Source organism: Serratia nematodiphila DZ0503SBS1, from assembly GCF_000738675.1.
GTDB lineage: Bacteria > Pseudomonadota > Gammaproteobacteria > Enterobacterales > Enterobacteriaceae > Serratia > Serratia nematodiphila.
In genome coordinates this window covers 1679275-1698397 of sequence record NZ_JPUX01000001.1, presented here as the reverse complement: position 1 = coordinate 1698397, position 19123 = coordinate 1679275, and the positions used below count along the sequence as shown (strand labels likewise).

Annotated in this window: 16 protein-coding genes; 11 read left to right on the top strand and 5 right to left on the bottom strand. The window is 61.4% G+C overall.

Translation table 11 applies throughout. From position 1 onward, the window contains the following. Positions 1-5: 5 nt before the first annotated feature. Positions 6-902: a LysR family transcriptional regulator gene (locus JL05_RS07785; protein ID WP_015379061.1), complete on the bottom strand. Its 897-nt coding sequence runs from the start codon at positions 900-902 to the stop codon at positions 6-8. 272 nt (positions 903-1174) lie between these two features. Between JL05_RS07785 and JL05_RS07780 the strand changes: the two genes are divergently transcribed. From JL05_RS07780 to JL05_RS07745, 8 genes are all read left to right on the top strand, one after another. Beyond that, a complete protein-coding gene (locus JL05_RS07780) occupies positions 1175-2491 on the top strand; it encodes a M20 family metallo-hydrolase (protein WP_031300221.1) in 1317 nt (438 codons plus the stop codon). Beyond that, positions 2488-3939, top strand: coding sequence for a M20 family metallopeptidase (locus tag JL05_RS07775; RefSeq protein ID WP_033632077.1), 1452 nt, complete (start codon positions 2488-2490; stop codon positions 3937-3939). Before JL05_RS07780 ends, JL05_RS07775 begins: the two co-directional genes overlap by 4 nt. 100 nt (positions 3940-4039) lie before the next feature. Then, positions 4040-5566 (top strand): p-aminobenzoyl-glutamate transporter, encoded by a 1527-nt coding sequence (gene abgT, locus JL05_RS07770; RefSeq protein WP_004937321.1) that lies wholly within the window; start codon positions 4040-4042, stop codon positions 5564-5566. A 178-nt stretch (positions 5567-5744) separates the two neighbouring features. Further along, on the top strand, positions 5745-6671 hold the full coding sequence (cscK, locus tag JL05_RS07765; RefSeq protein WP_015379064.1) for a fructokinase: 927 nt from the start codon (positions 5745-5747) through the stop codon (positions 6669-6671). A 192-nt stretch (positions 6672-6863) separates the two neighbouring features. After that, positions 6864-8273, top strand: a complete 1410-nt coding sequence (locus JL05_RS07760; RefSeq protein WP_033633578.1) for a carbohydrate porin — start codon at positions 6864-6866, stop codon at positions 8271-8273. Positions 8274-8336: 63 nt separating this feature from the next. Continuing rightward, positions 8337-9707: a sucrose-specific PTS transporter subunit IIBC gene (locus tag JL05_RS07755; protein ID WP_015379066.1), complete on the top strand. Its 1371-nt coding sequence runs from the start codon at positions 8337-8339 to the stop codon at positions 9705-9707. After that, positions 9707-11116, top strand: coding sequence for a sucrose-6-phosphate hydrolase (locus JL05_RS07750; protein WP_033633577.1), 1410 nt, complete (start codon positions 9707-9709; stop codon positions 11114-11116). Before JL05_RS07755 ends, JL05_RS07750 begins: the two co-directional genes overlap by 1 nt. Positions 11117-11137: 21 nt before the next feature. Continuing rightward, complete coding sequence (locus tag JL05_RS07745) at positions 11138-12181, top strand: LacI family DNA-binding transcriptional regulator (protein ID WP_033632076.1); 1044 nt, start codon at positions 11138-11140, stop codon at positions 12179-12181. 56 nt (positions 12182-12237) lie between these two features. Here JL05_RS07745 and exbD read toward each other — a convergent pair whose 3' ends face one another. Beyond that, positions 12238-12660, bottom strand: a complete 423-nt coding sequence (gene exbD / locus JL05_RS07740) for a TonB system transport protein ExbD (protein ID WP_004937307.1) — start codon at positions 12658-12660, stop codon at positions 12238-12240. Positions 12661-12663: 3 nt separating this feature from the next. Further along, positions 12664-13644, bottom strand: coding sequence for a tol-pal system-associated acyl-CoA thioesterase (gene exbB / locus JL05_RS07735; RefSeq protein ID WP_004937304.1), 981 nt, complete (start codon positions 13642-13644; stop codon positions 12664-12666). Between the two features lie 431 nt (positions 13645-14075). Between exbB and metC the strand changes: the two genes are divergently transcribed. Both metC and JL05_RS07725 read left to right on the top strand, forming a co-directional pair. After that, positions 14076-15272, top strand: coding sequence for a cystathionine beta-lyase (gene metC / locus JL05_RS07730; protein ID WP_033632075.1), 1197 nt, complete (start codon positions 14076-14078; stop codon positions 15270-15272). A gap of 145 nt (positions 15273-15417) precedes the next feature. Beyond that, on the top strand, positions 15418-16080 hold the full coding sequence (locus JL05_RS07725; RefSeq protein WP_004937300.1) for a DedA family protein: 663 nt from the start codon (positions 15418-15420) through the stop codon (positions 16078-16080). Positions 16081-16090: 10 nt separating this feature from the next. Here JL05_RS07725 and JL05_RS07720 read toward each other — a convergent pair whose 3' ends face one another. Then, on the bottom strand, positions 16091-17011 hold the full coding sequence (locus tag JL05_RS07720) for a LysR family transcriptional regulator (RefSeq protein ID WP_033632074.1): 921 nt from the start codon (positions 17009-17011) through the stop codon (positions 16091-16093). Between the two features lie 108 nt (positions 17012-17119). On the opposite strand from JL05_RS07720, the gene JL05_RS07715 reads away from it, so the two are divergent. Next, positions 17120-18148, top strand: coding sequence for a zinc-dependent alcohol dehydrogenase family protein (locus JL05_RS07715; RefSeq protein ID WP_033632073.1), 1029 nt, complete (start codon positions 17120-17122; stop codon positions 18146-18148). Positions 18149-18155: 7 nt separating this feature from the next. Here JL05_RS07715 and JL05_RS07710 read toward each other — a convergent pair whose 3' ends face one another. Further along, complete coding sequence (locus tag JL05_RS07710; protein ID WP_265326309.1) at positions 18156-19043, bottom strand: AraC family transcriptional regulator; 888 nt, start codon at positions 19041-19043, stop codon at positions 18156-18158. Positions 19044-19123: the final 80 nt, after the last annotated feature.

Genomic DNA, 19123 nt, shown 5'->3' with positions numbered 1-19123 from the left:
CGGTATCACCGACAGTAAAGGCGAAACAGGCGCGCCAGGTGCGCGCCCATCGGCGTCAGGGTGGTGTCCTTGCGTTGGATAAGATAAAACGTCGCTTTCGGCAGACGCTCTTCCAGCTCGAGCGGCACCAAATGCTTGCCCAAAATCGGATCCGAAATCACGTCCACCGACAGAATGCTGACAAAATCGCTCTGCGCCACCAGGCTGGTACAGGCCATAAAGGTCTCGCAGGTCACGCTGATCGACGGCGCCATGCCCAAGTCCCCGAACAGATCGTGCAATAGCCGATAGTAACTGCCTTTCGGTGTCGGCATGGTCCAGTCGCAGTGCTGCAGCTGTTTCAGCGAGGTCGCCCCCTCCATCGGATGCCCTTTGCGCACCACTACCCGATACTCTTTTTCCATCAGCCGTTCATACTGCAGCTCGTTGTCGAGGCTGCTGGGATAATAGGTATTGACGGTAAAATCCAGCTCGCCCTGGCGCAGTTCTGGGATCATCGACACCAGTTGCCCCTCGACGATGCGCACCTTCACGTTGGGATACTCACGGTGAAACTGGGTGACCACCTGCGGCATCACGGTGCGCGCAATGCTGCCGCCAACGCCGATATTCACCGTGCCGCCCGCCAACCCCAGCCGCTGCTGAATGTCTTCCTGCGCCACCCGCAGCTCTTCGAGGATCAGGCTGGCATGCTGGAAAAAGTTATCGCCGCAGTCGGTCAATACCACCCCCTGACTGCGGCGAATAAACAGCTTGGCGCCCAGCACCTCTTCCAGCTCCTGAATGGCCTTGGTCAGCGCAGGCTGGGAAAGGCGAGAGGTGCGGCTGGCGGCGCGGATGCTGCCCTGGCGGCTAACGTCCACAAATGCACGTAATTGGTGCAATTTTATCGAGGCTGGCATAGGCGAAAGGCGATAACCGTTGTTTATCAATAGCAAGATATTGGCATCTTATTTAGCCAGATTCCATTGTGTACATTCGGAAAAAACATAATAAATAACCAAATTCTTATTTCGCTTAATTAAGCGCATTTTCTGCGCCAATAAGCGCCATTCACGGCAGTTAGTAACCAAACGCACCTTTTTCTTTGCAATAGCTTCACCGTCTGATTTCAGTTCAGAGCATAACTGCTGCCTGGAGCGATCCAGCGCGCGATAACTTATGAGATATCACTATGACTAATTCGCTTTCGATGTTGGTGGCTGATTTGTACCCGCAATTGCAGGCCTGGCGCCGCGACTTCCACCGCTATGCCGAATCCGGCTGGTTTGAGTTCCGCACCGCCACCCTGGTGGCGGAAGAACTCGATCGGCTGGGCTATCGCCTGCAGCTGGGCCGCGAGGTCATCAAGGCAGAGGCGCGCATGGGGCTGCCCTCGCCCGCCGAGCTGGAAGCGCAGGAACAGCGCGCCCGCAATCAGGGGGCGTTGGAAAAATGGTTGCCGCATTTTTCCGGCGGCTTCGCCGGCATCGTCGCAACGCTCGATACCGGCCGCCCCGGCCCGACTATCGCTTACCGCGTGGATATGGACGCCCTCGATCTCAACGAATTGCTGGAACCCGAACACCTGCCGTTCCGTGAAGGGTTCGCCTCTTGCAACAGCGGCATGATGCATGCATGCGGTCATGACGGCCATACCACCATCGGCCTGGGGCTGGCACACGTGTTCAAAAGCCTGGAGTCCCAGCTTCGCGGCACCGTCAAACTGATCTTCCAGCCGGCGGAAGAAGGCACACGCGGCGCAAAATCGATGGTGGAGGCCGGCGTGGTGGACGACGTCGATTTCTTCACCGCGGTGCATATCGGCACCGGCGTGCCGGCCGGTGAGCTGGTGTGCGGCAGCGACAGCTTTATGGCCACCAGCAAGCTGGACGTCACCTTTCGCGGCGTCGCCTCGCACGCCGGCGCCAAGCCGGAAGACGGCCGCAACGCGCTGCTGGCGGCGGCGCAGGCTGCGCTGGGGCTTTACGCCATCCCGCGCCACAGCGAAGGCAGCTCGCGCATCAATGTCGGCGTGCTGCAGGCCGGCACCGGCCGCAACGTGATTGCCGATCGGGCGTTTATGAAGGTGGAGACGCGCGGCGCCACCAATGAGATCAACGCGTTTGTTTATCAACAGGCGCTGAACGCCATCGAAGGCGCCGCCAAAATGCACGGCGTCGCCTGCGATATCGCGCTGATGGGCGCGGCGCAGAGCAGCAAACCGACCCAACCGTGGGTGGATTACATCCGCCGCCAGGCGCAGCAGATAACCGAGCTGGCCTCGGTGGTCGATCGCCGCGAACAGGCCGCCGGCTCAGAAGACGCCACCTACATGATGGAACGGGTGAAATCGCACGGCGGCCAGGCCTCATACGTCATTTTCGGCACCGAGCTGAGCGCCGGGCACCATAACGAGAAATTCGACTTCAACGAGCAGGTGATGGCGGTGGCGGTGAAAACGCTGGCGTCGCTGGCGCTGAACCTGCCGACATTCGGGAGCGGAGCATGAGCAACTCAGAACTGCAGGCCTTTATCGACGACTACATTGACCAACGCCAGTCCCGCTTCAGCGCGCTGAGCGACGCGATTTGGGACCACCCGGAAACGCGCTTTAACGAGACCTATTCCGCCACGTTGCTGGCCGATGCGCTGGAACAGGAAGGCTTCTCGGTTGAACGCGGCGTGGGCGACATCGAGACGGCGTTTATCGCCAGCTACGGCAGCGGCCACCCGATTATCGCGCTGCTGGGCGAGTACGACGCGCTGGCCGGGCTGAGCCAGCAGGCCGGTTGCGCCACGCCGCAGCCGCTGGTGGAAAACGGCAACGGCCATGGCTGCGGCCACAACCTGCTGGGCACCGCCGCGCTGGCCGGCGCCTTCGCCGCCAAGGCGTGGATGCAGCAGAACCGGCTGAGCGGCACCCTGCGCTTCTACGGCTGCCCCGGCGAAGAAGGCGGTTCCGGCAAAACCTTTATGGTGCGCGAAGGCCTGTTCGACGACGTCGACGCCGCACTCACCTGGCACCCGGAAGGCTTCAGCGGCATGTTCAACACCAGTACGCTGGCCAACATTCAGGCGGCGTTTCACTTCAAGGGCGTCGCCGCCCATGCCGCCAACTCGCCGCACCTGGGGCGCAGCGCGCTGGACGCGGTGACGCTGATGAATACCGGCGCCAACTTCCTGCGCGAACATATCGTGCAGGAAGCGCGGCTGCACTATGCGGTCACCCACACCGGCGGCAGCTCCCCCAACGTGGTGCAGGCCGATGCCGAAGTGTTGTACCTGATCCGCGCGCCGCAGCTCGATCAGGCGCAGGACATTTACCAGCGGGTGATCAACATCGCCAAGGGCGCAGCGCTGATGACTGACACCCAGGTGGAAGTGCGCTTCGACAAGGCCTGCTCCAACTATGTGCCGAACCGCAGCCTGGAACGCGCGATGTATCAAAACCTGTGCGATTTCGGTCTGCCCGAGTACAGCGATGCCGAGCGCCGCTTCGCCGAGGAGATCCGTCAGACCCTGAGCCGAGACGACCTGCGCAACGCCAAACTCAATATTGCCCGCACCGGCGGCGCGGCCGGACGCGAGTGGGTGCAGCAGTTGGGAGATAAGGTGCTGATGGACGAGGTCGCGCCTTATGTGGAATCCGACGACCTGCTGTACGGCTCTACCGACGTTGGCGACGTGAGCTGGGTGGCGCCGACCGCCCAATGCTTCAGTCCTTGTTTCGCACTCGGCACTCCGCTGCACACCTGGCAACTGGTGGCGCAGGGCCGTACCGCTATCGCCCATAAGGGCATGTGCCTGGCCGGCAAGGTGATGGCGGCGACCGCCATCGATCTGCTGAGCGACAGCGCCCTGCTGGCGCGCTGCCGCAGCGAGTTCGAGCGCCAGCGCGCCGAACAGCCGTACCGCTGCCCAATCCCGCAGGGGGTGCAACCATCGCCATTGGAATAGCATGAACAGACAGGGCCCGGACAACCGGGCCACTAAGTATAATTATAAATAAATCAAATAATAACAATCACACAACAGAGCAAACACAGAGGGTAAAATCATGAGTGAGGCCACAACGCCAATCAATAAAAGCCCCGGACGCGTTTTTTACTGGGTGGAACGCATCGGCAATAAGATCCCCAATCCGTTTTTACTGTTCGTCTATTTGATCCTGGTGCTTATGCTGGCCACCGCGCTGTTTTCCTGGCTCGATGTGGCGGTGAAAAATCCGGCCACCGGCGAGCTCATCAAGGTGAATAACCTGATGAGCGTGGCGGGCATGCAGTGGATATTTCCCAATATCATCCATAACTTCAGCAGCTTTGCGCCGCTGGGGGCTATTTTGGCGCTGGTGATAGGCGCCGGCCTGGCGGAAAAGGTCGGCCTGCTGCAGGCGCTGATGTACAAAATGGCCTCGCGCGTCAGCGCCCGCTACGCCAGCTATATGGTGCTGTTTATCGCCTTCTTCAGCCATATATCGTCGGACGCTGCGCTGGTGGTGATGCCGCCGCTCGGCGCGCTGATGTTTATCGCAGTGGGCCGCCACCCGATAGCCGGGCTGCTGGCGGCGATCGCCGGCGTCGCCTCCGGCTTTACCGCCAACCTGTTGATCGTCACCACCGACGTATTGCTTTCCGGCATCAGCACCGAAGCCACCAAAGCGGTGGACGGCGCGGTTCACGTCAGCGTGATCGACAACTGGTACTTTATGGCCACCTCCGTGATCGTGCTGACCATCGCCGGCGCGCTGCTCACCGACAAGTTTATCGAGCCCCGTCTGCCGAAGTGGCAAGGCGGCGCCGAAGACAAAATCGCAGCGCTGACCCCGCTGCAGAACCGGGGGCTGATGATGAGCGGCATCGCCGCGCTGGTGTTTATCGCCATCATCGCCGCTCTGGTGGTGCCGGAGGCCGCGCCGCTGCGTGACCCGAACACCGGTTCGGTGATCCCTTCCCCGTTCATCAAGGGTATTGTGCCGATCATCATCCTGTTCTTCTTCACCGTCGCCATTACCTATGGCGTCGTCACCAAACAGATCCGGCGGCCGGACGATATTCCCCACCACTTGCTCGATCCGATGAAAAGCATGGCGGGTTTCATCGTGATGGTGTTTCCACTGTCGCAGTTCGTGGCGTTCTTTAACTGGAGCAACATGGGCAAGTTTATGGCCGTCGGCCTGACCGATATGCTGGAAGCCGCCGGCATGAGCGGCGCACCGGCATTTCTCGGCCTGATGTTCCTCTCCGCCTTCCTGTGCATGTTCATCGCCAGCGGCTCGGCGATCTGGTCAATTTTGGCGCCGATCTTCGTGCCGATGTTTATGCTGCTCGGTTTCCACCCGGCGTTCGCCCAGATGATCTTCCGCATCGCCGACTCTGCGGTGCTGCCGCTGGCGCCGATGTCGCCGTTCCTGCCGCTGTTCCTCGGCTTCCTGCAGCGCTACCGCAAAGACGCGCAGCTCGGCACCTATTACGTGCTGATCCTGCCCTATCCTTTGGTGTTCTTCAGCGTGTGGATTTTGCTGCTGCTGGTCTGGTATGCGCTAGGCTTGCCAATCGGTCCCGGCGTCTATCCGAAGCTGGGCTAAACGCCCCGCTATCTCGCCCCGCGCCGGTTCGCGGGGCAGATCCCCTTCTCCCCAAGCCCAGCAGAAAGATTGATCTTCCTCACTGACCAAGCGGCTCTGAGGATTATTTCATTGCCTTGCTAAACCGGTTCTTCTATTTTAGCTCACCATCTGACAACGACAAAAACAGGGATTAAGCATGATGAATCGCGTATGGGTACTGGGCGACGCCGTGATCGACCTGGTGCCGGAAAATGCCAACGGTTATCTCAAATGCCCCGGCGGCGCGCCGGCGAACGTGGCGGTGGGTATCGCCCGCTTGGGCGGCGACAGCGCCTTTATCGGCCGGGTGGGGCAAGACAGCTTCGGCGCCTTTCTGCAGCAGGTGCTGAGCGATGAAGGGGTGGATATCGGCCATATGCGGCCGGATCCCGAACACCACACCTCCACGGTGGTGGTGGATCTCGATCTTCAGGGTGAGCGCTCATTCACGTTTATGGTGCAGCCCAGCGCCGATCTGTTTTTGCAGCCCGACGATCTGCCGGCTTTCCAGCGGGGCGAATGGCTGCACCTCTGCTCCATCGCGCTGTCGCAGGAGCCCAGCCGCAGCGCGGCCTTTACGGCGATGGAACGCATGCGGGCAGTCGGCGGCCGGGTCAGTTTCGATCCCAACATCCGCGAAGAGGTCTGGCGCCAGCCGGAAGCGCTGCGCCCCTGCCTGCAAAAGGCGCTGCTGCTGGCGGACGTGGTGAAACTGTCGCGCGAAGAGCTGGCTTTCATCAGCCATCTTGACGATCTGGAGAACGCCATGCGCTGGATGATGCAAACCTATCCGCTGCGCCTGCTGCTGGTGACGCTGGGCGGCGACGGCGTCTGCGTACACGATGGGCATCGTCTGCGCCATTTCCGCGCGCCGCCTGTCGTGCCGGTCGATACCACCGGCGCCGGCGACGCCTTCGTCGCCGGGCTGTTAGCGGCGCTGGCGCGCCTTCACGCATTGCCGCAGGAAGCGCAATGGCCGGCGGTTATCGCTCAGGCTCAGGCCTGCGGCGCGCTGGCCACCACCGCCAAGGGCGCCATGACCGCCCTGCCCCGCGCCGACGAGTTGGCTGCTTTCCTGCGTTGATCCCCTGCATCCACGGCGCCCCTTAGCGCCGTGGTCTTTTAACCCGCGATTTGCGTACTCGATCACAATAGCTGAATCGGGTTAGCAAACTTGATTGCCAGTCCGCTTCTCGATCGCTATCTTTCGCCATGAAAAACCGGTTTAGCAATTTAGCAAAAAAGAATAACAACCCTTCCCGGATGATAGACGATGATGAAAAAACTCAGCTATTTGGCGATAACAACAGGGCTTTTCCTCTCCACGTCTGCCGCTGCGGCCTCGGGCGGCGACAGTATCGAGGCGCGTCTCAACGCGCTGGAACAACGTCTGGCGCAGGCGGAACGGCGCGCCGCTCAGGCTGAAACCCGCGCCACGGCGGCGGAACGCCGGGCACAACAGCTGGAACAGCGCACCGCCAGCACCGAAAGGCAAACCGCGCAGGTCGCGCAGCGCGCCACCACGCTGGAAACGCAATCCTCTCCGACCAGCGCGCTGAAACTGAACGGTTTCAACGATCTGAAACTGTATGGCGACGTGGAGTTCAACCTGGACGGCGCCAGCCGCAGCGGCCAGCTGACATCGTTGAAAGGCAGCGACCACAAGAACTGGAAACCCGGCAACAAAGAGCGCTGGGACATCAACGGCCGCATTCTGGTCGGGCTGGACGGCTACCGCCGCAATCCGGACGGTAACTTCTCCGGCTTCAGCGTCCAGCCGCTGGCGGACATGAGCGGCAAAATGAACCTGGACGACGCCGCTTTCTTCTTCGGCAATGAAAAGAACTGGCAAACCAAAATCGGCCGCTTCGAAGCCTACGACATGTTCCCGCTGAATCAGGACACCTTCATTCAATACTCCGGCAATACCGCCAACGACCTGTACGCCGACGGCTTCGGCTATATCTACATGATGAAAGAAGGCCGCGGCCGTAGCAGCAGCGGCGGCAACCTGATGCTGAGCAAATACGCCGGGGATGTCTATTTCGAACTGAACACGCTGGTGGAAGACGGCACCTCGCTGTTCCAGGACAACAGCTACCACGGCAATGCGCTGGAAAATAAGAAAAACGTCGCCTATTTGCGCCCGGTGATCGCCTGGAAGAAAGACGCCTTCAGCATCGCGGCGGCGATGGAAAGCAACGTGGTGAATAACGCCTACGGCTATCAGGACAGCCAGGGCCGCTTCGTCGATCAATCCAAGCGCAACGGCTACGGCATGACGATGAGCTGGAACAACAGCGCCGCCGATCCGGACAACGGCGTGGTGGCCAACCTGAGCACCGCCTACCTGGATGCGTCAGGCGAGCAAGACTTCACCGCCGGCGTCAACGTGCTGTGGCGGCGCTTCGAACTGGGTTATATCTATGCGCACAACAACATCAAAGAGTTCAATACCGCCGGGATCGCCGCTGATATCCACAACCCGCTCAGCGAACCGGGCAACTACGACATCCACACCGTTCATGCGTCGTATCAGATACCTAACATTATGAATATGAAGAATTTCAACCTGTACTTAGGCGCCTATGTGTCGCTGCTGGAAGCCAACGCCGACAGCAAGATCGCCAACGGCGACAACGACCAGCGTTACGGCATGCGCGCCAGATTCAAGTATTTCTTCTGACATCGATTCACGGCGCTGCGCTGCAAACTGCGCGGCGGCATTTTTATTTAGCAAGGGGACAACATGGACATTACCGCAACCGCCAACGCGCTGTTGCCGCTGCTCGGCGGTAAAGAGAACATCGCCAGCGCCGCCCACTGCGCCACGCGCCTGCGCCTGGTGCTGGTGGACGACAGCAAGGTGGACAAAGAGGCCATCGGCAAACTGGACGGCGTTAAAGGCTGCTTCAGCAACGCCGGCCAGATCCAGGTGATCTTCGGCACCGGGCTGGTCAACAAGGTGCATGCGGAATTCATCAAGGCGGCGGGCGTCAGCGAATCCAGCAAGGCCGAAGCCGCCGATATCGCGGCGAAAAAGCTCAACCCGCTGCAGCGCATCGCCCGCCTGCTGTCGAACATCTTCGTGCCTATCATCCCGGCGATCGTCGCTTCCGGCCTGTTGATGGGGCTGCTCGGCATGGTGAAAACCTACGGCTGGGCCGATGCCAACAGCGCGTTGTTCATCATGTTGGATATGTTCAGCTCGGCGGCGTTCATTATTCTGCCGATTCTGATCGGCTTCACCGCCGCACGCGAATTCGGCGGCAATCCCTATCTGGGCGCCACGCTCGGCGGCATTTTGACGCATCCGGCGCTGACCAATGCCTGGGGCGTCGCCGGAGGGTTCCACACCATGAACTTCTTCGGTCTGGACATCGCCATGATCGGCTACCAGGGCACGGTATTCCCGGTGCTGCTGACGGTGTGGTTCATGAGCCTGTTGGAAAAACGGCTGCGCAAGGTGATCCCCAACGCGCTCGATCTGATCCTGACGCCGTTCCTGACGGTGGTGATCTCAGGCTTTGTCGCCCTGCTGTTTATCGGCCCCGCCGGCCGCGCGCTGGGCGATGGCATCTCCTTCGTGCTCAGCACGCTGATTGCTCATGCGGGGTGGCTAGCCGGGCTGCTGTTCGGCGGCCTCTATTCCGCTATCGTCATCACCGGCATCCACCACAGTTTCCACGCGGTAGAAGCCGGGCTGCTCGGCAACCCCAATATCGGCGTCAACTTCCTGCTGCCGATCTGGTCGATGGCCAACATCGCTCAAGGCGGCGCCTGCCTGGCGGTCTATTTCAAAACCCGCGACGCCAAAATCAAAGCCATTGCGGTGCCTTCGGCCTTTTCCGCCATGCTCGGCATCACCGAGGCGGCGCTGTTTGGCATCAACCTGCGCTTCGTGAAACCGTTTCTGGCGGCGCTGGCGGGCGGCGCGCTCGGCGGCGCCTGGGTGGTGGCCAACCATGTCGGCATGAACGCGGTCGGGCTGACGGCGATCCCCGGCATGGCGATCGTGCAGGCCAGTTCGCTGGTCAGCTATATCATCGGCCTGGCAATCGCGTTTGGCAGCGCCTTTGTCCTCTCCCTACTGCTGAAATACAACACGGACGCGCAATGATGGAAGAACTCAGCTTAATCAAACAGGCACTGCGGGCGGTCATGAACGGCCAGCCGCTCGCGCTGCGCGATCCGCACCGACCGGACTGGCATCTGGCGCCCAGCGTTGGCCTGCTGAACGATCCCAACGGCTTTATCCAGCACAACGGCGTTTATCATCTGTTTTATCAGTGGAATCCGCTGGGTTGCGATCATCGCAACAAATGCTGGGGACACTGGCAGTCGGCTGATTTGCTGCGTTGGGAGCACCAGCCAATCGCCCTGGCGCCCGGCGCCTGTTACGACAGCCACGGCTGTTACTCCGGCTCGGCGGTGGTGGCGGAAGGCAAAATCACGCTGATCTACACCGGCAACGTAAAATTCCCAGACGGCTCACGCACCGCTTACCAATGCCTGGCTCAGGAAAGCGAACGGGGCGAATATCGCAAACTCGGGCCGGTGCTGCCGCTGCCGGAGGGCTACAGCGGTCACGTACGCGATCCGAAAGTGTGGCGTCATCAAAATGGCTGGTACATGGTGCTCGGCGTGCGTGACCTGCAGGATCGCGGCAAGGTGCTGCTGTTTCGTTCCAGCGATCTGCGCGACTGGCAAGCGCTGGGAGAGATCGCCGGTTCCGGCCTGAACGGCTTAGAGGAATTCGGCTACATGTGGGAGTGCCCGGACCTGTTCTCGTTGGACGGCGACGAGGTGTTGATCTGCTGTCCGCAGGGGCTGACGCCGCAGCCGGAACGCTATCTCAACCGTTATCAGGCCGGTTATCTGCTCGGCAAGCTGGATTACCGGCAGGCGGCCTTCAGCCACGGCGAATTCCGCGAGCTGGACGCCGGCTTCGAGTTCTACGCGCCGCAGACGACGTTGGCGGAAGATGGCCGCCGCCTGCTGTTCGGCTGGATGGGCGTGCCCGAGCAAGATGAAGAAGCCCATCCGACGCGCCGTTACGGCTGGATCCACACCATGACCTGCCCGCGCGAACTGTCGCTGCGGCATGGCCGCCTCCACCAGCGCCCGGCGCGCGAGCTGCAACAGCTGCGCGGTGAGCGAGCAGGCTGGCAAGGCCGCGCCGATAACGCCCCCGCCTATGCGCTGGGGGCCGCGGAGCTGCAATTGACGCCGCAGGGCCCGTTCAACGCAACCTTTGGCGACGCGATGACGCTGAACTGGGACGGCGAAAGGCTGCGGCTGACGCGCGCTTCCCTGACCGACGGCCGGCCGGAGCACCGTTACTGGCGCGGCCCGGTCACGCATCTGCAACTGCTGTTCGATCGTTCCAGCGTGGAGATTTTCATCAACCACGGCGAGGCGGTGATGAGCGCACGCTACTTCCCGGCGGGTGAGCCGCAACTGCGGCTGTGCGGGAGCGCGCCGCTGGCGTTGGAATACTGGCCGCTGGCGCCATGCATGCTAGAATGACGCATCCTCCGATGACTTCAGATGGCGTCAGTGAAAAAAAATAAACGCATTACCATCAGTGACATCGCCACGCTGGCCGGGGTGTCGAAATCGACCGCCAGCCTGGTGCTGAACGGCCGCAGCAAGGAATACCGGGTGTCCGACGACACCCGCGATCGCATTCTGGCGCTGGCGCACGAACACCATTATCAGCCCAGCATCCACGCCCGCTCTTTGCGCTCCAACCGCAGCCACACGCTGGGGTTGGTAGTGCCGGAGATGACCAACTACGGTTTTGCGGTGATTTCGCGCGAGCTGGAAACGCTGTGCCGCGAAGCCGGCCTGCAGCTGTTGATCGCCTGCACCGATGAAAACCCGGCGCAGGAGATGATGGCGGTGAACAGTCTGGTGCAGCGGCAGGTGGACGGCTTGATTGTCGCCTCCAGCCAGCTAAACGACGCGGAATACCAGAAGATCAATGTCGGACTGCCGGTGGTGCAGATGGACCGTCTGATCGCCGGTTCCGAACTGCCGCTGGTGATCACCGATTCGGTCAACTCGACCGCCGACCTGGTGGAAACGGTCGCGCGCCAACATCCGGATGAGATCTATTTTCTCGGCGGGCAGCCGCGCATTTCGCCGACCCGCGATCGCCTGGCCGGCTTCCAGCTTGGCCTGGAGCGGGCCGGCGTAACGTGCAAACCGGAATGGATCATCAACGGCAACTATCACCCCAGCTCAGGTTACGAGATGTTCGCTCAGCTTTGCGCACAGCTGGGGCGGCCGCCCAAAGCGCTGTTTACCGCCGCCTGCGGCCTGTTGGAAGGGGTGTTGCGTTATCTGACTCAGCATCAGCTGATGGAGAGCGACATCCACCTGTGCAGCTTCGACGATCACTACCTGTTCGACTGCATGACGCTGAAGATCGATACGGTCGCACAGGACTGCCGGGCGCTGGCGCAACATAGCTTCGACCAAGTCACCGCACTGATCGACGAGCGGCCGCTGGAACAGAACGCGCTTTATCTGCCGGGCCGTATCCGCTGGCGCCATGCCGGTTCCCGGGCTTTGTTGGCCGAAGAGTGATCTCTCTGAATCAGTAAAAAGGGCGCCGAAGCGCCCTTTTCTGTTTCATCAGCCCGCTATTTGGCGGCGCCTTCCATGCCCACCAGCCCCACTTTCAGGTAGCCGGCTTTACGCAGGGTGTCCATCACGCTCATCAGCGTTTCATAGTCCACGCTCTTGTCCGCCTGGAAGAAGATGGTGGTTTCTTTGTTCGCCTGGGTGCGTTGATCCAGCACCGAAGTCAGCTGATCGGCATTCACCGGCTGATCGCCGACGTAGAGCTGCTTGTCGGCCTTCACCGACAGGAACACCGGTTTTTCCGGCCGCGGCTGCGGCTTGGCGGAGGAGGCCGGCAGATCGACGCGGATATCTACCGTTGCCAGCGGCGCGGCCACCATAAAGATGATCAACAGCACCAACATGACGTCGATAAACGGCGTCACGTTGATTTCATGCAGTTCGCCGCTGTCGTCCAGATCTTCATTTAAGCGCATCGCCATGACTCACCCCGCCCGCAGTTGATGTGCGTGCTGTGAGCGCTTGGCTTCCGCCGTCGCGGCCAGATCCAAATCACGGCCCTGCAGCAGCAAGACCTGCGCCGCCACGTCGCCCACCTGCGCGCGGTGGCCGCTGATGACGCGGGCGAAGATGTTGTAGATAACGACGGCAGGGATCGCTGCGACCAGGCCCAGCGCGGTCGCCAGCAGCGCTTCCGCGATGCCCGGCGCCACAACCGCCAGGTTGGTGGTCTGCGAATGGGCGATGCCGATGAAGCTGTTCATGATGCCCCACACGGTGCCGAACAGACCGACGAACGGCGAGATGGCGCCGATGGTGGCCAAGAAACCGTTGCCGCGGCCCATGTTGCGGCTGTAGGCCGCCACGCGGCGCTCGAGACGGAAGCCGGTGCGCTCTTTGATGCCGTTGTTGTCGTTGGATTCCGCAGACAACTCCAGCTCATTTTGCGCGTCGTTCAGCAATACCGCGCTGACGCTCTCCGGACCGAAGTTTTGCGCCAGTTCGGAGGCTTCATCCAGCGAGCGCGCTTCGGCCAGCGCCAGCTGTTCGCGGCGCAGACGGCGCTTGGCGCGCAGCAGTTCACTGCCTTTGGAGAACAGAATGGTCCAGGTCACGATCGAGGCCAGCACCAGGCCGATCATTACCGCTTTCACCACCGCGTCGGCGTGCTGGTACATGCCCCAAACGGACAGGTCCATGCCGCGGGTTTCCGGTGGCTGGATCGTTGGCGCCGGGTTCACCGGCGTGATGCTCTCCGGCGCGGCGGCTGCAGCAGGTGCAGGCGCGGTGGTCGGCGCAACGCTTTCGGCAACGGCCGGATTGCTCGCTGGCGCGGCCTGCGCGCTGCCGGCCAGCCCTACGACCAGCACCATAGATGCCATCAGGCTGCGGCCGAAGGCCTTGCCCCACTGCGCCCGGCCCTGGCCGAACGATCCTTGATTTAAATTCTTGCCAGCCGTTTTCACGCTGTGCCTCCACCCATTACCGATCAAAATTAAGGAATAATTCAGCGTGCGATCATATCAAACCAACCGGGGATTGATAGTGGTTCTCATTATTATTTACCAAATAAACGAGAAAATTTTAGCCAGCATCGCCACAAAGCGCCAATCTGTGTCCGTTCACCGCCAAATGCCCCTTTTATAGGGTGATTTCGTTACTTTTCTTCCACAACGACGCAACAACGCCACGCTGCCGAACGGCGTCTTGACCGATGAATGGGCTTCTCTCTCGCACCACGGCAGAAGGATGAGGCGAGAAATGCACGCCCGACAGACAATTATAGCCGTTTCTATATCTGGAAGTTAAAACGTCTGGATGGCTATATTAACTCATGTTAACGTAAGGGCTATCGTAAACAGGCACGTGCAGAGCAACCAGAGGTGAGCCAGGTACCATGACGTCAAAACATATCGAAACCGCGCTGATCGGCGCCGGCCGCGGCAAACGCTACACCCAGGGCTCCGTCAATCCCGTCACGCAACGCGCCTCTTCTTTGGTCTTCGACTCCGTCGCTGCCAAAAAACACGCCACCGCGCAACGCGCCCACGGCGAGCTGTTTTACGGCCGACGCGGCACCCTGACCCACTTCGCCCTGCAGGATGCGATGGTGGAGCTGGAGGGCGGCGCCGGCTGCGTGCTGTACCCCTGCGGCGCGGCGGCGGTGGCCAATGCGATCCTGTCGTTCGTCGGCGCCGGCGATCACCTGCTGGTCACCGGCTCTGCGTACGAACCGACCCAGGATTTCTGCACCCATATCCTCGGCCGCATGAACGTCAGCACCACCTATTTCGATCCGCTGATCGGCGCAGACATCGCCAAACTGATCCAGCCCAATACCCGCGTGGTGTTCCTGGAGTCCCCCGGTTCCATCACCCTGGAAGTGCAGGACATTCCGGCGATGGTGCAGGCCATTCGCGCCGTGGCGCCGGACGTGGTGATCATGATCGACAACACCTGGGCGGCGGGCGTGCTGTTCAAGGCGCTGGATTTCGACATCGACATTTCTATTCAGGCCGGCACCAAATACCTGATCGGCCATTCTGATTACATGCTTGGTACCGCCGTCGCCAACGCGCGCTGTTGGGATCAACTGCGCGAGTACTCCTATCTGATGGGGCAGATGGTGGATGCCGACACCGCCTACATGGCGAGCCGCGGCCTGCGAACCCTGAGCGTGCGGCTGAAGCAGCACGAACGTAGCAGCATCGAGGTCGCCAACTGGCTGGCGGCGCGGCCGGAGGTGGCGACGGTCAATCATCCGGCCCTACCGAGCTGCAAGGGCCACGAGTTCTACCGCCGCGACTTCAGCGGCTGCAACGGGCTGTTCTCTTTCGTGCTGAAGGAACGGCTGGACGATACGCAGTTGGCCGCTTACCTGGATAACTTCAGCCACTTCAGCATGGCCTACTCCTGGGGCGGCTTCGAGTCGCTGATCCTGGCCAACCAGCCGGAAGAACTGGAAGCGATCCGCCCGGCGGGCGGCGTCGATTTTTCCGGCACGCTGGTGCGGTTGCATATCGGCCTGGAGAACGTCGAAGACCTGATCGCCGATCTGGCGGCCGGCTTCGATCGCCTCAACGGCGTGCGCTAAGGCGGATTCCGGTAATTTTCTTCGTCTCGTTTAATGTCGGCTTAAGCTATTAGCGGTACACTAACCGGGTAACTGTCAGATACGGTACCCGCCGCATCCTGGAGAACGTGACCCCGGGCGCAACCGGCATGCAACAGGACATAAAATGGATGTATTACGAGAGATTATTCATGCGCTTTGGCAGCAGGACTTTATCGCCCTCGCCGATCCAAGCGTAATTTGGGTGGTTTACGCCGTACTTTTCACCACTCTGTTTTTGGAAAACGGACTGCTGCCCGCCTCCTTCCTTCCCGGTGACAGCCTGCTGCTGCTGTCGGGCGCGCTGATCGCCAAAGGCGTGATGGGCTTTGCCCCCACTCTGTTGATTCTGACCGCCGCCGCCGGCCTCGGCTGCTGGCTGAGCTATATCCAGGGCCGCTGGCTGGGCCACACCGGCCTGGTGAAGAGCTGGCTGCTGCAACTGCCGGCACAGTACCACCAGCGCGCGCACAACCTGTTCAACCGCCACGGGCTGACGGCGCTGCTGATCGGCCGCTTCCTCGGTTTCGTGCGCACCCTGCTGCCGACCATGGCCGGCATTTCCGGGCTCAACAGCTCGCGCTTCCAGGTGTTCAACTGGCTGAGCGCGGCGATCTGGGTCTGCGCGCTGGTCGGCCTCGGCTACGCGTTCAGCCAAATCCCTCTGGTGAAACGCTACGAAAGCCAGGTGATGACCGGCCTGATGCTGCTGCCGCTGCTGCTGCTGTTTGTCGGCCTGCTGGGCGCCATGCTGGTGATCTGGCGTAAAAAACGCGCCGCCTCTTCCTGAACCGGGCGCGCTACAGCGCCTTCTCGACCAACGCCAGACTGGCAGGCAGTTTGCTCACCAGCGTATCCACCGCCAGCCGCACCTTCAGCGGCAGGTGAGGCGTGTGCGGCCACACCGCATGCGCTTCAAAGGCGGCGCCCGGCCGATCGCGCAGCAAGCGCACCAGCGCCCCACTCAACAACTGCTCACGCACCAGCCAGCACGGCAGCCAGGCAATGCCGAAACCCGCCGTCGCCGCATCCGCAATGGCCTGCAGGTCGTCCATTTGCAGCCGGTTATTCGGCATCACGTCCTGCGGCTTGCCGTCGCTATCCAATACCAGCCAGCTGCGCCGCGCGCCGGCGCGCATATAGGTCACCGCCTCATGCTGCGCCAGTTGCTCGATGCTGTGCGGTTCGCCGCACCGCTGCAGATAGGCCGGCGAGGCGCACAGCGTCATACGGTGATCGCCGATTCGGCGCGCCACCAAGCCGCTGCTGTTAGCCAGCGTACCGTTGCGGATCGCCATATCGAAGCCGTCCTCAATCAGATCCACCACCCGATCGCTGAACGACAGCTCCAGCTCCAGGCCAGGATGCTCGCGCGTCAGTTCGGTCAGCAGCGGCGCAATGCACATGCGGCCAAACAGCACCGGCATCGACACCCGCAGCCGGCCGCTGACCTGCCGCTTGCCCGACTCCAGCAGCGTTTCCGCGCTGCGGATCTCCTCCAGCGCCCGCAGGCAGCGCTCGTAGAACAGCGCACCGTCGTCGGTCAGGCTCTGGCTGCGCGTGGTGCGATGAAACAGCCGCACCCCCAGCCGCTGCTCCAACCGGGCGATCGTTTTCCCCACCGCCGAACGCGAAAGATGCAGCCGACTGGCCGCCACTGCAAAACTGCCCGCCTCCACGGCGGTAACGAATACCGAAATACCGCTCAACCGATCGCTCATGATTTGTCGCTCTGAAAGAAACAATCTGCGGAAATCTTATCGCCACTGGCGAACCTTCATCAACGATATTATCGGCAGGTCTGTTAATCGCTGACTTTGGAGAACATCATGACCAATACAATGCAACGCTGGACGATGAGCGCCCTGGGACGTGAGCACCTGCAGCTGAGCGCAAGCGCCATCCCACAGCCGGGTCCGCACGAAATCAGAGTGAAAGTGAAGGCTATCTCACTCAATTACCGTGACAAACTGATGATAGAAAGCGGTATGGGGCTCACGCTGCCGCAGCCGTTCACGCCAGCCTCGGACATGGCCGGCGAGGTCGATGCCATCGGCCCCGGCGTCAGCCGCTTTCAGCCCGGCGCGCGCGTCATTTCCACCTTCAGCCCCGGTTGGCTCGACGGCGAGCAAAAACCCTACGGCGATGCACGCCGGGTGCCTTACCACACCCTCGGCGGTTTTTATCAGGGCGTGCTGGCGGAATACGTGATTTTGCATGAAGACTGGCTGGTAGCGGCGCCGGCGTCGCTGGACGACGTCCAGGCCAGCACCCTGCCGTGCGCCGGGCTGACCGCCTGGTTCGCACTGGTGGAGCAAGGCAGACTGCGCGCCGGCGACTCGGTATTGGTGCAAGGCACCGGCGGCGTGGCGCTGTTCGCGCTGCAGATCGCCAAAGCCCACGGCGCGGAGGTCTATGTCACCTCCGGCAGCGATGAAAAGCTGGCGCGAGCCCTGGCATTGGGCGCCAATCATGGCATCAACCGGCTGGACGGCGATTGGGTGGAGGCGATTTATGCGCTGACGCAGGATCGCGGCATCGACCATGTGATCGACACCGTCGGCGGCACCAACCTCGGCAACTCGGTGCGCGCCGTGGCGGTGGGAGGACGCATCTCGGTAATCGGCATCCTGGAAGGCAACGAGATTTCCGCTCCCGCCGGCCCACTGCTATTAAAATCCGCAGTGATTCAGGGCATCGGCGTCGGCCACCGCCGCGCGCTGGCAGACCTGGTGCGCGCCGTGGACGCCGTCAACCTGCAGCCGGTGATCGACCAGGTATACCGCTTCGATCAGCTGTCGCAGGCGTTGGATCACCTCGATCGCGGGCCATTCGGCAAGATCGTCTTAATCCCATAAACGCGGCTCAGCCCTCCAGCAGCAGCGGGTTGGCCTCGCGCAGCCGGGCGACTTCATCGCTCGGCGTCATGCCGAACAGCCGTTTGAACTCGCGGCTGAACTGCGACGCGCTTTCGTAGCCGACGCGGATCGCCGCCGTGCTGGCCTTCAGACCGTCATGCACCATCAACAGGCGCGCCTTATGCAGCCGGTACGACTTCACGTACTGCAGCGGCGAAGTGTTGGTTACCGCCTTGAAGTTGTGATGGAACGCCGAGACGCTCATGTTGACCTCGCTGGCCAACTGCTCGACGTTGAGATTGTCAGCATACTGATTTTCTATGCGCCGCAGCGCCTTGGCGATCTGGCTGAAGTGGGTATGGCGATTCACCAACTCCTGCAGCGACGCGCCGCAGGCGCCGCGCAGCACATAATAGAGAATCTCCCGTACGATCTGCGGCCCCAGCACCCGGGCATCGAGCGGATTGGCCATCACGTCCAGCAGACGCTCGGTGGCGCACAGCAACTCTTCCGTCATTTCCGCCAGGTTCACCCCGTTGCTCTCCGCCCGCGGTTGCATCAGGTAGTCGTCATCGCCGATGTCGATCAGCAAGTCCTGCAGCATTTGGGTATCGATGTTGACCGCCAATCCAACCAGCGGCAGTTCCGGGCTGGCGAAGGTTTCGCATTCAAACGGCAGCGGCACCGTCATCAGCAGGTAGTTGCGCGGATCGTATTGGAACTTCTTATTGCCGCAATAACCGACCTTGTGGCCCTGAAAAACGATGACGATCCCCGGTTCATACATCACCGGCTGACGCGGGCTGTGGCGATCGACATACAAAATCTTCACCCGCGGCACCGGCGACGGCGTGTAGCCGTTGCCGCTGGCGATAGCCATCGCCTGGCGCGCCATGCGGCTGCGCAGCGCATCGATTTCAATCACGGAAATACCCTCTTACAGTCAGAACGATTCGGCATAAATCATAATTTAAA